The organism is Streptomyces sp. TN58, assembly GCF_001941845.1.
In the GTDB taxonomy this organism is placed as follows: Bacteria; Actinomycetota; Actinomycetes; order Streptomycetales; family Streptomycetaceae; genus Streptomyces.
The window spans coordinates 48,779-62,666 of sequence record NZ_CP018870.1 but is presented as its reverse complement, the minus strand read 5'-3'; the positions used below and the strand labels follow the sequence as shown (position 1 = coordinate 62,666).

General features: G+C 67.4%; 10 protein-coding genes and 3 pseudogenes. 9 read left to right on the top strand and 4 right to left on the bottom strand.

Annotated features, from left to right (window positions below):
• Positions 1 to 229 precede the first annotated feature (229 nt).
• The 4 genes and pseudogenes from BSL84_RS00315 to BSL84_RS37570 all read left to right on the top strand — a co-directional run bounded on the left by BSL84_RS00315 (position 230) and on the right by BSL84_RS37570 (position 5,150).
• On the top strand, positions 230 to 1,429 hold the full coding sequence (locus BSL84_RS00315; RefSeq protein ID WP_075969510.1) for an exonuclease SbcCD subunit D: 1,200 nt from the start codon (positions 230 to 232) through the stop codon (positions 1,427 to 1,429).
• A gap of 1 nt (position 1,430) precedes the next feature.
• Positions 1,431 to 4,439, top strand: a complete 3,009-nt coding sequence (locus tag BSL84_RS00310; RefSeq protein WP_075969509.1) for an AAA family ATPase — start codon at positions 1,431 to 1,433, stop codon at positions 4,437 to 4,439.
• 71 nt (positions 4,440 to 4,510) lie between these two features.
• Positions 4,511 to 4,597, top strand: a pseudogene (locus BSL84_RS37575) (hypothetical protein); the annotation flags it as partial.
• Between the two features lie 76 nt (positions 4,598 to 4,673).
• Positions 4,674 to 5,150 (top strand): hypothetical protein, encoded by a 477-nt coding sequence (locus BSL84_RS37570; protein WP_324616570.1) that lies wholly within the window; start codon positions 4,674 to 4,676, stop codon positions 5,148 to 5,150.
• 11 nt (positions 5,151 to 5,161) lie between these two features.
• Here the strand turns inward: BSL84_RS37570 and istB are convergent, their stop codons facing one another.
• The gene (gene istB, locus BSL84_RS00300) at positions 5,162 to 5,935 is read right to left on the bottom strand and encodes an IS21-like element helper ATPase IstB (RefSeq protein WP_075969508.1); all 774 of its coding nucleotides are present in this window, start codon (positions 5,933 to 5,935) and stop codon (positions 5,162 to 5,164) included.
• Positions 5,932 to 7,350 (bottom strand): IS21 family transposase, encoded by a 1,419-nt coding sequence (istA, locus tag BSL84_RS00295; RefSeq protein ID WP_107484686.1) that lies wholly within the window; start codon positions 7,348 to 7,350, stop codon positions 5,932 to 5,934. Before istA ends, istB begins: the two co-directional genes overlap by 4 nt.
• A gap of 128 nt (positions 7,351 to 7,478) precedes the next feature.
• Here istA and BSL84_RS00290 point away from each other — a divergent pair.
• A pseudogene (locus tag BSL84_RS00290) lies at positions 7,479 to 7,978 on the top strand (IS5 family transposase); the annotation flags it as partial.
• On the opposite strand, the gene BSL84_RS35910 reads toward BSL84_RS00290, so the two are convergent.
• Positions 7,942 to 8,271: a hypothetical protein gene (locus BSL84_RS35910; protein WP_075971903.1), complete on the bottom strand. Its 330-nt coding sequence runs from the start codon at positions 8,269 to 8,271 to the stop codon at positions 7,942 to 7,944. The pseudogene BSL84_RS00290 and the gene BSL84_RS35910 overlap by 37 nt on opposite strands.
• Before the next feature lie 213 nt (positions 8,272 to 8,484).
• Here BSL84_RS35910 and BSL84_RS00280 point away from each other — a divergent pair, with 213 nt between their 5' ends.
• Positions 8,485 to 8,868: a hypothetical protein gene (locus BSL84_RS00280; RefSeq protein WP_075969506.1), complete on the top strand. Its 384-nt coding sequence runs from the start codon at positions 8,485 to 8,487 to the stop codon at positions 8,866 to 8,868.
• Between the two features lie 468 nt (positions 8,869 to 9,336).
• On the opposite strand, the pseudogene BSL84_RS00275 reads toward BSL84_RS00280, so the two are convergent.
• Positions 9,337 to 10,182: pseudogene (locus BSL84_RS00275) on the bottom strand (IS5 family transposase); the annotation flags it as partial.
• 250 nt (positions 10,183 to 10,432) lie between these two features.
• Between BSL84_RS00275 and BSL84_RS00270 the strand changes: the two are divergent.
• The 3 genes from BSL84_RS00270 (at position 10,433) to BSL84_RS00260 (ending at position 13,324) form a co-directional block, all read left to right on the top strand.
• The gene (locus BSL84_RS00270) at positions 10,433 to 11,023 is read left to right on the top strand and encodes a PASTA domain-containing protein (protein WP_159393488.1); all 591 of its coding nucleotides are present in this window, start codon (positions 10,433 to 10,435) and stop codon (positions 11,021 to 11,023) included.
• 326 nt (positions 11,024 to 11,349) lie between these two features.
• Entirely contained in the window at positions 11,350 to 12,447 is a 1,098-nt protein-coding gene (locus BSL84_RS00265; protein ID WP_075969504.1) for a PASTA domain-containing protein, read from the top strand.
• Between the two features lie 343 nt (positions 12,448 to 12,790).
• Complete coding sequence (locus tag BSL84_RS00260) at positions 12,791 to 13,324, top strand: SMI1/KNR4 family protein (RefSeq protein ID WP_075969503.1); 534 nt, start codon at positions 12,791 to 12,793, stop codon at positions 13,322 to 13,324.
• Positions 13,325 to 13,888 lie beyond the last annotated feature (564 nt).

The following is a 13,888-nucleotide window of genomic DNA, read 5'->3' as shown; positions in this document are numbered from 1 at the left end:
TTTGCGCTGCTCGTCCGTCGGCGTCTGCCACACATGCCAGCCAACCGATTCCACCCATTGGCGAGCATGGATCCGAGCATCGATCCCACACCACCTGCACCCCCCCGGCGAGGGAACGCAGGCAGCACGAGCAGACCTTGGAGAGGGCATCTCTCCTCCTTCCCACGCTCTCCATCTTCCCTGCGAGCACTGACAATCACGCTGAGCGACAAAGCCGAGGTGTAAGCGCATGAGGTTTCTCCACACATCCGACTGGCACCTGGGCCGCCGGTTCCACACAGAAGACCTGATCCCCGCCCAGCGTGCCTTCCTCGACCACCTGGTCGACACTGCCCGAACCGAGGATGTCGACGCGATCCTTGTCGCAGGAGACATCTACGACCGGGCCATCCCCAGCCTGGACGCCGTGCGCCTGTTCAACCGCGCTCTGCACCAGCTCGCCGACCTCGGCGTGCCGATCATCATGATCAGCGGAAACCATGACTCCGCGCACCGCCTCGGCGTCGGATCCGGGCTCCTCGCCCGTGCCGGGATCCACTTGAGGACTGACCCGGACACCTGCGACATCCCGGTCCTCTTCGACGACGCCGACGGCCCCGTCGCCATGTACGGCATCCCCTACCTCGAGCCGTCGATGGTCCGCGACCGCCTGGAAGCCGAAGCCGTCTCCCACCGCGCAGTACTGACCGCAGCCCTGGACCGCATCCACGCCGACCTCACCAACCACCAGCCGGCCGGTACCCGGTCAGTGGTCCTTGCGCACGCCTTCGTCACCTCCGGCACCGGACAGCCCGAGGAACGCGATGAGAGCCAAGAGTCCACCAGCGAACGCGAAATCGCCGTGGGCGGTGTCGCACACGTAGGCTCCGACGTCTTCGACGGGATCGACTACGTGGCCCTGGGCCACCTCCACGGCCCCCAGCGTGTCACCGACCGCATCCACTACAGCGGCTCCCCGCTGGCCTACTCCTTCTCCGAAGCCCGCCACACCAAGTCGATCACCCTTGTCGACCTCACCCCCAATGCCGTTCCCGCCCTCACCCGCCAGCCCTGCCCTGTGCCTCTCCGCCTGGAACGTGTGTCCGGCTTCATGGAAGACCTCCTGACCAATCCCGACCACGAGCCGCTGAAGGATGCCTGGCTCGAGGTCACCCTCACCGACACGGCCCTGCCCTTCGAGGCCATGGCCCGCCTGCGCCGCCGCTTCCCCCACACCGCCAGCCTCAGGCACAAGCCCGCCTTTATACCCTCCCAGGCCACGAACACCCCCACTTACAGTCAGCGCATCCGGGGCCGCGGCGACCTCGACATCGCCAGCGATTTCATCAGCAGCATGCGCGGAACCGACCCCACACCGGACGAACACGCTCTGCTACAGCAGGCGGTCGAAGCCTCCCGCCTGAACGAGCAGCAGAAGGAATCCGTCTGACATGCGCTTGCACACCCTGCGCCTGCAGGCATTCGGACCCTTCGCCAGCACCCACACCATCGACTTCGACGCACTATCCGCCGACGGCCTGTTCCTCCTGCACGGCGACACCGGAGCGGGCAAGAGCACCATCTTCGCGGCCATCTGTTTCGCTCTCTACGGCAAACCACCGGGCGACCGCGACCTGCTGCTGCGCAGCCACCACGCTCCCGCTGGCCTCCTGACCGAAGTCACCCTCGAAGTCACTCTTGCAGGGCGCCGCCTGCGCATCGACCGGATCCCCGCCCAGATGCGCCCCAAGCGATCCGGTGAAGGCGAGACCTCCCAGAAAGCAGAAACCCGGCTCAGTGAATGGGCCGTCGACGCCGACGGGCAGGGCCGCTGGGAACCTTCCAGTAAGTCCCACCAAGAAGCAGCCGTCGAGGTCACTGACCTGCTGGGCATGAGCCGGGAGCAGTTCTGCCAGGTCGTCCTGCTGCCGCAGAACGAATTCACCAAGTTCCTCCACGCAGACGCCCACGGCCGACGAGAACTCCTCGGCAAACTCTTCCGCACCGGTCGCTTCTCCTTCATCGAGCGCTGGCTGAACGACCACAGCCGCACCACCGAGAAGAACCGCGACGCCACCCGCGCCGACGTGCTGCGCCTAGCCGAACGTATCCACCAGGCAGCCGGACCCGACCTGGAAACCGAGTACACGGCGCCCACCCCCGACGACCCGAACACGCTCACCGAGCCCGCCCGCGCCTGGGCCCAGGATCTCCTCCGCGTCAGCCACACCGACCACGCCAGGACACTCCAAGCAGCCACAACGGCCAAGGAGAACCTGGCCAGACAGCAGACCTTCGAAGCCGCGGCCCGCGAACTCCACCAGCAGCAAACCACCTACACCAGCGCACGGCAGCAACTCGACCTGCTCCAGGAACAGACACCGCACCAGGACACACTCATCCAGCGCCGCGACCAAGCCCGCCGCGCCCAACAGGCAGCACCACTGCTGCACGCCGCGGACACCGCCGCACACGACCACACCCGTGCCCAGAGCGTTGAACGCAGCGCCCGCGAGCGCCTGTTGCCCGAACACAAGGACCTTGACGCCAGCCGGCTGGAAACCGCCGAGCATCGTCTTCGCGCCGAAGCTGCCATCCTGACCACCCTCATCCCCGAAGAAGACACCGTCCGCCGGCTGACCACCGAGCTGGAGCGCACCGACGCCGAACGGCAGGACTTCGCCACCCAGCAACGCACAGCCCAGGACTGGCTCGAAGCCGAGCCCGCCCGGCGCGGCGCCCTCGAAGCCCGGCGAGAAGCCGCCCGCCAGGCCGAAGAAGAAAGCCGCCGCCACCAGACCGCCCTGGACGGCCTCAAAACCCGCCTCGAAGCAGCCAGGCGCCGCGACACGCATCTCGCCAAGGTCACCAAGGCCGAACAGCAGCTGGCCGATGCAGAAGCGGTCACCGGCCAGACCGGCCAGGACTACCTGACCATCCGCCGCCGGCGCACCGAAGGCATGGCCGCCGAACTTGCCGCCACCCTCACCGACGGCACGCCCTGCCCGGTCTGCGGATCCTGTACCCACCCGGCGCCCGCCGCTGCCCAGGACGGGCAGCCCACACGCCAGGACGAGCAGGACGCGGAAGCCCTCCACGAGCAGGCCAAGACCACCCAGAAAGCCGCCGCGGCCGTGCTGCACGGGCTCCGCGAACAGGCGGCCACCGCCGCCGGTGAAGCCGGCGACACCCCCCTGACCGACCTCCAGACCCAGCACACCACGCTCACCACGGAGTTGACCGACGTCCTGGACCGCGCTGCAGACCAGGGCACCGTCCAAGAAGAACTCCTCGCACTCGACGGCGAGCACACGGCCCAGACCCAGCAACACAGCACCGCCACGGCCGGCCTGTCCGCCCGCAACGCCCACTACGACACCCTCACCCAGCAGCTCACCGAGCTGACGGCCAAGCTCACCGCGGCCCGCGGCACCTATCCCACTGTCGCCGCCCACGCCGACGACCTCACCCGCACCGCCCACCGCCTCAAAGAGACCGCCGAGGCCTCCCGCAGCCTCGCCGCCGCCGTCCAGACCCTCGCGCACCGCACCGACCAGGCCACCCTCGCCGCCAAGGACCAGGGCTTCGACACCCTGGCACTCGCCCAGCAGGCCCTGCTCAACGACGAAGACCTGCGCGCCATAGAAGAAGAGATCACTCAGTGGCGCGAGGCATGTGCCGCGCACACCGCAGTCCTGGACAACCCGGCACTGCAGCAGGCCGCCGCACAGCCTTCCGCCAACCTCGACGCCGCCACGGCTGCAAGGGCCACCGCGGATGACCAGCACGCCGAGGCCGCCGCCGCCGCCAGTGCCGCCCACACCCGCAGCCAGGCCCTCACCGCCCTTGCCGCCAACCTCGGCACCGCCATCCAGCGCCTGCAACCGCTCGAGCAGGCGCACCTCACCGCCCGCCACCTGGCCGAACTCGTCACCGGCAACTCACCCAGCGCCCGGGTGCGCATGCAGCTGGAGGCCTACGTCCTGGCAGCCCGCCTCGAAGAAGTCGTCACCGCCGCCAACACCCGCCTGCACATCATGTCCGAAGGCCGCTACAACCTCTCCCACTCCGATCACCAAGCCGCCCGCGGCGCCCGCTCCGGCCTCGGACTGGAGATCACCGACTCCTGGACCGGCCGTCCCCGCAAGACCGACACACTCTCCGGCGGCGAATCCTTCTTCGCCTCCCTGTCCCTCGCCCTTGGCCTGGCCGACGTCGTCACCCACGAAGCCGGCGGCAACCCCCTGGACACTCTCTTCATCGATGAAGGCTTCGGCACTCTCGACGAAGACACCCTCCACAAGGTCCTCGATGTCCTGGACTCCCTGCGTGCCCACGACCGCACCGTCGGCGTCATCAGCCACGTCCCCGAACTGCGCCGCCGCATCACTCACCGCCTGCACGTCCGTAAAAGCCCCGCTGGATCCACCCTCGCCCACCTGACCGAAGCAGCCGAATAACCTGCACCCTGACAGGGCGGGGCGCCTTGTCCGCCCCCGTCCAGCCGAACTCCACGGAGCAGCACACCTTCATGGCTTCCGATATCGAGCTGCGGCCCCACCAGAAGGAAGCCGTCGCCGCCGCGACCGCCACGTTCCGCGATTACGCCCGCGCGAGCGTGATCGCGGCCTGCGGCACCGGCAAGACCCTCATTGCCGCCCGTACCACCGCCCGTATTGCCCCCCCGTGGCCGTGTGCTGGTGCTGCTGCCGACAGTGGACCTGCTGTCGCAGACGATCCGTTCCTGGCGTCTGGCCGGCCGCAAGGGCACCACTGTGGCGGTGTGCTCGGCCCGCCAGGCCCTCGACCACGAACCGGTCGGCACCGACATCCCGCTGACCACCGACCCCGCCGAACTGACCGCCCTCACCGCCGGCGACGCGACTGTCGGCGTACTCGTGAGAGTGCTCAACCCAGTACGGAGATCTGTGCACCAATCCTTGCCGCCGAAGCCGCTTCAGGGAGCGAGTAAGGTCCCGTCGAAAGGGGGCGTCATGGAATCACTCGGAAACCTGTTCATGGCCGCGGTTTGGGGCATTCCTCTGGTCACCCTGCTGGGTGGGGCGGTCGCCGTTGCGGCTGTCACACGTTGGCGCCGCCGTGAAATCAGAGCTTTGAAGAGGGCTGAGGAAGAGCAAGGCGGACCGGCCCTCGAGGTGTCCGGCCGATAGGGAGGCTGCCTTCAGGCTGCGTCGTTGCGGTCTCGTTCGATGGCGGCCAGCCGGTTCTTGAGGCGGTAGCTGTTGCCGTTGATGGAGACGACCTCGCAGTGGTGCAGGAGCCGGTCGAGGATTGCAGTGGCGAGGACTTCGTCGCCGAAGACCTGGCCCCATTCGCCGAAGGTCTTGTTCGAGGTGAGGATGATCGAGCCCTTCTCGTAGCGCTTGGAGATGACCTGGAAGACCAGGTTGGCCTCGGTTCGCTCGAGTGGCTGGTAGCCGACTTCGTCGACCACGAGGACCGCGGGGCGGAGGTAGCTGGTGAGCTTGCTCATCAGCCGGCCCTGGTCCTCGGCGGCCTTGAGGTGGCGGACCATGTCGTCGAGGCTGGTGAAGTAGATCGAGTAGCCCGCTCGGCATGCCGCGACCGCGAGTGCGACGGCGATGTGGGTCTTGCCGACACCGGGTGGCCCGAGCAGGGCGACGTTGGCCTTGTCCTCAACGAAGGACAAGGTGGCCAGGTCCTTGACCTTGCGCGGGTCGAGTTCGGGCTGGAACGAGAAGTCGTAGTCCTCGATGGTCTTGTGGTGCGGGAGCTTCGACAGCCGCAGGCCGTTGCGGAAGCGGCGGTCGTCACGGACCGCAAGTTCCTCGGAGAGGACCAGGTCAAGCAGGTCGAGGTAGCCCATCTTCGCCTCGTCGGCCCGCTGGATGTAATGGCTCAGGGCTTCGGCCAGGTGCGGCAGCCCGAGGCGGGTGGCGGTGGTGCGGATGCGGGTGCTGGTCAGCTCGCTCAACGGGCGTCCTTGGTCGGGGCGGGCGGATTGAAAGGCCGGGTGCCGGTCAGCTCGTCATAGACCGACAGCGGGCGGCGGCCGACCTCGACGTGAGCGGCGGCAGACCTGCTGAGAAGAGCCTGCAGCGGTCCGGTCTGCGAACCTGTCGGCCGGCCGCGGCGGGGAGAAGGCAGAGCGTCGCCAGTGGTGACACGGCGGCCGGCGCCGGTGGGCAGACCGTCCCAGTGCGTCTCGTCGACGACGTGGGCTCCGCGGCCGACTGCCCGCGCATGAACGGCCAGCAGCGTCAGCCCGCCAGCATCGGGGACGGTGGAATGCAGACTGACCTGCGATTTCGTCGCCCGGACCTCGACCAGCTGGCGAGGGCGGACCTTGCGGGCGGGCACCGAGTAGAGGTTCGCATCGAAAGCAACCAGACAGTCCTTGCCGACGTGCCGCAGATGCCGCTGGGCAACCACATACGGAGTTCCCGGCAGTGGCCGCAGGGCTGTGTGATCGCGAGCGGCCCGATGGCCGATGACCTCGCCGTGGGTGGAATGGACCTTCGCCCGCCGCAACGGCACCCAAGCCGCGAAGGCGGCGTTCATCTCCTCGAGCGAGGAGAAGGCCCGGCCCGCCAGGACATGATCGCGGACGATGTTCACCTGGCGCTCGACCCTGCCCTTGCCCTGCGGCCGGTAGGCCGCCAGCACGTCGATGTCGTAGTCGTAGTGGCCGGCGAACGCGACCGCCTCCGGATGCAGCGGAACGGCCTCACCCGGGGCGACGTGCCGGCGCACGACCGTCTTCGTGCGGTCGTAGACGATGCTCATCGGCACCCCCGCGAAGTGCGCGAAGGCCTGGCGGTGGCAGTCGAAGAACGTCGCGAGATCCTGGCTGGTGGTGAAGCAGCAGAAAGGATCACGCGAGTACGACAGCGTCATATGGAACGAGTAGACCTTCGGGATCCCGACATGAGCGAGGACCCTGCCCTCATCACCCCAGTCGACCTGGGCCTGAGCACCGGGAACCACCTCGAAACGCCGGTGCAGACCCGCCAGCTCGCCCGGGCTGATACCCAACTCCTCCGCGATCCGCGGCCGGGCCTCCTGCAGATAGATCTTCACCCGCTGGTAGTTGATCGCGACCCCGTAATCCGCGACCAGGCGCTCGTGGATCACCGACCCCTTCAGGAGCACCTCGGACCTGAGCATCGCGTCGATGAGAGGCGCGATCTCGTCCACGACCCGCCGCGGCTGACGGCCATCGGACTCCCGCCTGGGCAGCCCCGCCGACGCCGGATTCTTCAGATACTTGCTGACCGTCCGCCGGTTCAGCCCGGTCTCCTTCGCGATCTCCCGCAGGCTCATCGCACCAGACGCATACAGCGGGCGGAACCGCCTCAACTCCAGCCAGCGATGTGGGTCCAAGACCACTGCCAGACGCCTCCTTGCCGTCCCGAACGGACGACAACAGCCTCACGCCAGCACCCCGTCACCGCCCCGAAAACGGAGCACCTTCCCTCGTACGAGGTGGCGCACGTCCACCTGTACGCCGACAAAGGGGCTCCAAGACCGGACGAAGCCCTGTCGACCGGGGTAGAACGGGCAGCAAGCACCACTTGATCACCGATGCCACCGGCATCCCGCTCGCTGTCACCTTGACTGGGGGCAACCGCAATGACGTGACCCAGCTCGTTCCGCTACTCGAAGCCGTTCCGTCGGTGCGGGGCAAACGCGGCCGGCCCCGGCGTCGCCCGGACGTCGGGCTCGGTGACCGCGGGTACGACCACGACAAGTACCGCCGTCTCGTGTGGGAGCTTGGGGTGAAACCGGTGATCGCCCGCCGCGGGACCGAGCACGGTTCCGGGCTCGGCACCCGCCGCTGGGTCGTGGAGCGCGCATTCGCCCATCTGCACTGGTTCCGCCGCCTGCAATCCGGTGGGAGATCCGCGATGACATCCATGAAGCCTTTTTCAAGCTCGCCTGCTGCATCATCTGCTGGCGGCGCCTGACGAAGCTCGTGCCTCAGTCGCTGCGGTCTGAGCTGAAGCCGCGGTCCTGAATCACCGGAAACGTCTTCTCCGCATCAGCAAGCCACGCATCGATCTCGTCGTGGGAGGACCGGATGGCGCTGATCAGCTCCATGAGGGCGTCCAGCTTCTGCCTGCCGACGTTCAGGCGCAGCTCCTCAAGCGAAACTTCCTGGTACGGCATGCTCAGCTGCCACCAGAAGCGCATCAAGTAGCGACACTCCTGCGGCTCCCGGTCATCCGCGAGTCGACTGTGAACGACTGCTTGGACGCACTGCCGCTGGTCATCATCGCGAAAGCCATCCCGCAGGTCAGTCAAAGTCACGGTCGGACAGTACCAACCGTGCTCACCAACAGGCGCTATGAGGTCATTCCGTTAGGAGTTCTTAGAGGGCGGTTCGTGAGCTGATGTCCATTGCCGGGTGAGGCTGGGAGGGGGCTGCTGTGATGTCGACCTGTAGTTGGTCGTTCCGGTTCCGAGCCGGCCAGTGGGCGGACGCGTGATAGGGCGGGCGGAGGCCTCTGGCAGCATGGGCTTGTGACTCATGCGAACGACTCGGACGACCCGCTCCAGCTGCTGATGGGCTTGGAGGTCAGCGACGTGTCTTTCGTGCGCGACTACGTCGAGCTGCACTTCGATGGACCGATTCTGCGGGCCTTGAGCGACCCCTCGGGGGTGTACGGGGGCCGCGAGTGGAGCTTTCCCGCACCAGGGTCGTTGGAGCTCATGCGCTGCTACATCGGCGAGACCGTCGACGGCTATGAACTGGATCCGGACCGGATTCTCGCCCTGGACTTCGGAGAGCACCGCTTCGTCATCCCGCTGGACTCCGATTCAAGCGGCGGTCCCGAGGCCGCCCACATGGTCGACGTCGACGAGAGCGGTCGGGCTTCTGTCCTCGGCGGGATGTGGATCTGGTAGCAAGAGGGGCGCCGATCCGGGGTGGCCGATCGGTCGGGGTCACAGCTGCTGGTCGTGGTGCCCGGCAGCCTGCTGCTTCCTGGTGAAGCTGCCGGTGTCGACCTCGGCAAGGATGTCGAGCTTGACCAGGCGTTTCAGCTTGGCGCGGGTGCCCTCGATGTTCTTTTGCAGCAGTTCGTGGTCGAGGGCTTCGCAGACATCGCGGGCCCGGAGCGGGCTGGTGGCCTCGTTGAAGGCAGCGAGGATGCGGGGGTAGTCCGGGTGCTCGGGCAGGTCCGGCGGGGCGGCCGGGAGCCGGTCGGCGAGGGCCGTGACGGTCTTCCGGGTAATCGACAGGTGTTCGAGGTGGATCTCGGCTTCCCGCAGTCGGCCGTGCAGCTCTTCGATCTGGGTGCGGAGGCCGTCGGCCAGGGCCCGGGCGGCGTCCTCTTGGACGACGAGCGCGTCGAGGAGGGGCTCGATGTTCACGCTGCCACCGCCTGCGGGATCACGCCAGCTGGGGGTGTTCGCGTTGGTGAGCCGTCGGGCCATGACCTGGGTCATCGCCCAGTAGACGCGGGATGCCGAGGAGGCAGGGCGGTGCTCGTAGTCGCGGACCAGGCGCCGGTGCAGTATCAGGATTCCGTAGGTCTGCTCGACCCTCCGCCGCTTCGGCTGCGGGACGAACCCCCTCTCCTGCGGGTTGCGTTCGACGATCTCCACGTCGATGCCGAGCGCGGTGCCGTGAGCGACCACGGCCGTCTTGAAGCCCTGGTCGACCAGGGCTCTGCGGACAGTGCCGCCGGTGTGCTCGGCGACCTGGTCCAGCAGGGCGATGCCGGCTGCGTTGTCGTGGGTGTTCGCGGCCAGGACGATGACGGCGATGACCAGGCCCAGCACGTCCACGGCCAGTCCCCGCTTGCGGCCCGGCACCCTCTTCGCCGGGTCCCGGCCGGTCGTGGCCGCAGGGACCCCAGCGGCCGCGTGGACACTCTGGGTGTCCAGCACCACCAGAATCGGATCCTCTAATCGGCGAGCTCGTTCACGGACCTGGCAGCGCAGGAGCTCGTGGATGACCTGGTCGGTGCCGTCGTCCCGCCAGGCGGCGAAGTAGTAGTACGTCGCGCTCTTCGGCGGCACGTCGTGCGGGAGGTAGGCCCACTGGCAGCCGGTCCGGCCCTGGTAGAGGATCGCGTTGACGATCTCCCGCATCGCGTAGGCACCCTGGTGACCGCTGACAGAGCGATGCCGGTCCTTCCACGCGGTGATCACCGGCTCGATCAACGCCCACTGCTCGTCCGATAAGTCGCTCGGGTACGGCTTGCGTTCACTCACATCATCACACCAGCAGGCCCCCGGCTGCGGACCGGCGGATTCCGCCCTGCACCCATACCATCAGGCGACGACAAAGCCACTCAAGACCTCACGAACCGCCCTCTTAGACGTGCCGCTGCGGTGGCTGCGTGATCTGGTGTTGTTCGGTATTCAACGTGTATGTTGAGCGCCGCCAGCTCCCGGCAGTGTGAGAACCCCACTTCACCGCACCAAGTTGGGGCTTCCCTCTCACTTGCCACAGGAGCAATCCATGACTGCGCCCACACCTGCCCCCGGCCACCCTCAGCGGCCCGATGATGTGCCCGCTTCCGCAGCGTCGGAGGCCGGCCAGCCGTTCACCCCGCAGCTGGCGAACGGCCCTGGCAAGCCCGACAGCCAGCTCAACGCCAAGCAGAAGACCGTCCTCGGGTGCGGGGGCATGATCGCCCTCTTCCTGATAGCCACGATGTTCGCCGCCGCGGTCTCACCTTCCGACGCCAAGCCCGCCGAGGCCAAACCCGCCCCGACCGTCACCGTCACGGTCACCGCGACCGTCACGGTCACCGCGCCCCCGCCCGTGGTGGCCAAGGCTCCCGAGCCGATGCAGGAAGCAGCACCGCAGACGGCGCAAGTCCCTGACATGACAGGCAAGTCCGGTGACCTGCTCGTAGAAGCCCTCAAAACAGCAGGGTTCGCCGACGGCTACAAGGCCACTTCGTTCCACGATGTCAGCGGCCAGGGACGTACGGTACTGCTCCTGACCAACTGGAAGATTTGCGACCAAGACCCGAAGAACAAGGCCGTCCCCATCACTGAAAAGGTCTCAGTCGGCGTGGTCAAGTTCGGCGAGGACTGCCCTTAACGTCCCCTGCTCATGGTGACGGCCACCGTCGTGCAGCCGTCGGCAGCGCGGCGGCTGAGGACCCGCGAGCCACCAGCGGGGCAGGGGCGGGTAAACCCAGCCGTCCACTCGCCGCGTGCGGTGGACGGAGCGCTTGCGCCGCAGCGGCCAGGAGCGGCGGCGGTGAACCACGGCGCTACTCGCTCGCCCGGCCTCGCTGGCAAATGATGTTCTGGCCTGCGTCCCGTGGGCGGATGGCCCGCATGCCGGGCGCGGCGGACGCCGTTGGTCCTCATCGCTACGATCCGTCAGTCACATTGACGCTTTCTGTTACCGAGGAGTCTGCAGTGGCCTATGGCCAGCCGCCCTACCCGTACACCCCTCCACCGGCCCCGATACGCCCCTGGTGGCAGACTTCGGGAGTCCGTCTCGGATTCATCGGCGCGGCCGCCGTCATCATGGCGATCGCCCAGGGGCTCGGCATACTCCTCATGTTCGCGTCCATCGCCATGATCTGGATCAGCACGGGCGGGTTGAGGCATCCGTGGCAGGTGTGGCAGCGGATCGCCGCAACGGTCGGCACCCTGATGCTCTGCCTGATCGTGGCCGGCATCGCGCACCCGGTGAAGAAGAAGGACGACGCGAAGGCCGCAGCGACGCCGACGACGGCTGCCACGTCGAAGGCATCGGAGACGCCCGCCCCGGCGGCTGTGCCGCAGCTGTCGGACTACACGGGCAAGGCGCTGACCGAGGCACGCAAGGGCGCCGAGGCTGCCGGATACACGGTCGGCAACCGTGACGCCTCCAGCGAGGCCCGCGGGGTCGTCCTCGCTGGGAACTGGACAGTGTGCTTCCAGAAGGTCTCCGACCTGGCCGGCGGGAAGAAGGGCGTGGACTTCTCCGTGGTCAAGGAGGGCGAGCCGTGTCCGAAGGAGGACGGCGGTGCGCTGCCGTGGCCGGTGATGCCTAACGTGGTGGGCGCCACCTACAACAAGGCGATGGCGGATCTCAAGGCGGCGGGCGTGCCGCTGGAGCGGGTGTCGCTGGAGGACGTCTACCTCGACACGGACACGCCCACTGCGGAGCAGGCCGCGAAGGACGGTGAGGAGTGGCACGTCTGCTTCCAGGACCCGGGCAAGGACGGCAAGGTCACCTCGACCACCACGGTCCGTCTAGATCTGGGCAGGTGGAGCGAGGCGTCCCTGGTGAAGAGCTGTCCGGCCACGAAGGGCACCACGTACCAGATCCCGGCGAACGATCCCGACTACGAGCGCCCCGGGACCTCAACGGGACATGACGATTCGTCGAGCTCAAGCGGGTCGACAGGCGGCGGTGCGAAGACCGTGCATCCGGGGGCGTTCTGCTCGCCGGGCGGAGCGGTCGGTACGGCGAACGGGAAGACGTACACCTGCAAGGGCCCCGGTCAGAACCGCTGGCGCCAGTAGCCTGCACCTCGAAGGGCCCCTCCGGCCGCCCAGCCGGAGGGGGCCCTCTTCGGGCGGTCGGGCGCGTGGTGCACAAAGAGCCGGGCGAGCTGGCTGCTGGTCTCGCCTCGCCTGTTCTTGACGAGTAACCATGTCACGCCCAACGATAGGCCCCCCTATCCGGACTGGCCGCCTGGTGGGCCGGCCTCTTCGAAGGTGCACGCGAGCCGTGCCCACCCAGGCGGCCCATGCAACGGCGCACCGTATAGCGGAGGACCAGGCTCGGCTGCCCCCAGAAAACACCTTCCGGCCACTGCCATCCCGTCCGTCCGGACTTGCCAACCCTTAGGAACAGGACCTCCCCGTGAGCAACGCCCTCGCACGTCTGCTCGAAATCGCCCCTGCGCCGAGCCAGCCCCGCGACAAGGCGTGGAGCGAAGTCGAACGCACCCTCGCGGTAGAGCTCCCCAACGACTACAAGGAGCTCATCAGCGTCTACGGAGGAAGCAACTGGGACGACTACCTCTATATCCTGGAGCCCGGCTGCCCCAACAGGCACTACGACCTCCTCAAGTGGGCCGAGTACCAGTTCCGAGACCTGCAAGATCTCTGGACGTTCGAAAAGAGGCCGGCAGAACTGGAGACCGAAGGATCCGTAGTTGTCCCATGGGCGACCACAGACAACGGAGAATGCCTCTACTGGCTCGTTCTTCCGGGCGTTGAGCCGAACGAATGGACTGTCATGGTGAACGAGGCGAGGGGCCCCCGTTGGGAACACTACTCCGTGTCGTGCACGCAATTCCTTGCGTCCGCACTCACCGGAGAGTTGAAGTCCAACATCCTCTCCTCATCGTTCCCCCTCGCCTCCCACAAATTCCGCCGCCTCAGTCCGGCGTGACGAAGTAGCCCGCTCTGCTGACACGGACACCTCGGCCTGGACGGAGGCCGAGTGATCAGCCGCTGCCACAGCGCGGCCGTACCGGCCAGCGGGGCCCTGAGCGAGTTCGGCGTAGGCCTGCTGCCACGTCCCTTGGAGCGTGATCAGGTCCGGGAGACGGATCGGCGGTCTCACACCCCCAAGCAAAACGAAAGGTTTGATCTACCGGGCGACCATCCAACGCTGCCATGGGCCGTACGTCTGGTCGCAGGGCGCGGCCCCGGAGGAAGCGCGTCCAGGCGCACGCGCCAGTCTCCACATCGTCGGCTTCTACCCAACTCAACCTTGCCGACAACTACCGGCAGCTCGCTCCTTCGAAGCTGCCGAGCACATCAACGCTGCCACAACGTACGCTCCCAGCCTTCCACAGAATCCATAGAATGACCTCCTTCGCGGCTCCATCCAAGAGGGCGCTGAGGCCACCGTAGGCGGAATCCGTCAAGGCGAGCCTCCGCGCCTGGTACCGCTGCGAGCGCCCAGATTCCGCTGACAGCCTGCGAGGGCGGCGGCGCCGGTGACGGCAAC

Bases quoted from the DNA above. Each gene is read 5' to 3' on its own strand.
- BSL84_RS00315 (WP_075969510.1), top strand. From the start codon at position 230: ATGAGGTTTCTCCACACATCCGACTGGCACCTGGGCCGCCGGTTCCAC.
- BSL84_RS00270 (WP_159393488.1), top strand. From the start codon at position 10,433: ATGACTGCGCCCACACCTGCCCCCGGCCACCCTCAGCGGCCCGATGAT.
- BSL84_RS00310 (WP_075969509.1), top strand. From the start codon at position 1,431: ATGCGCTTGCACACCCTGCGCCTGCAGGCATTCGGACCCTTCGCCAGC.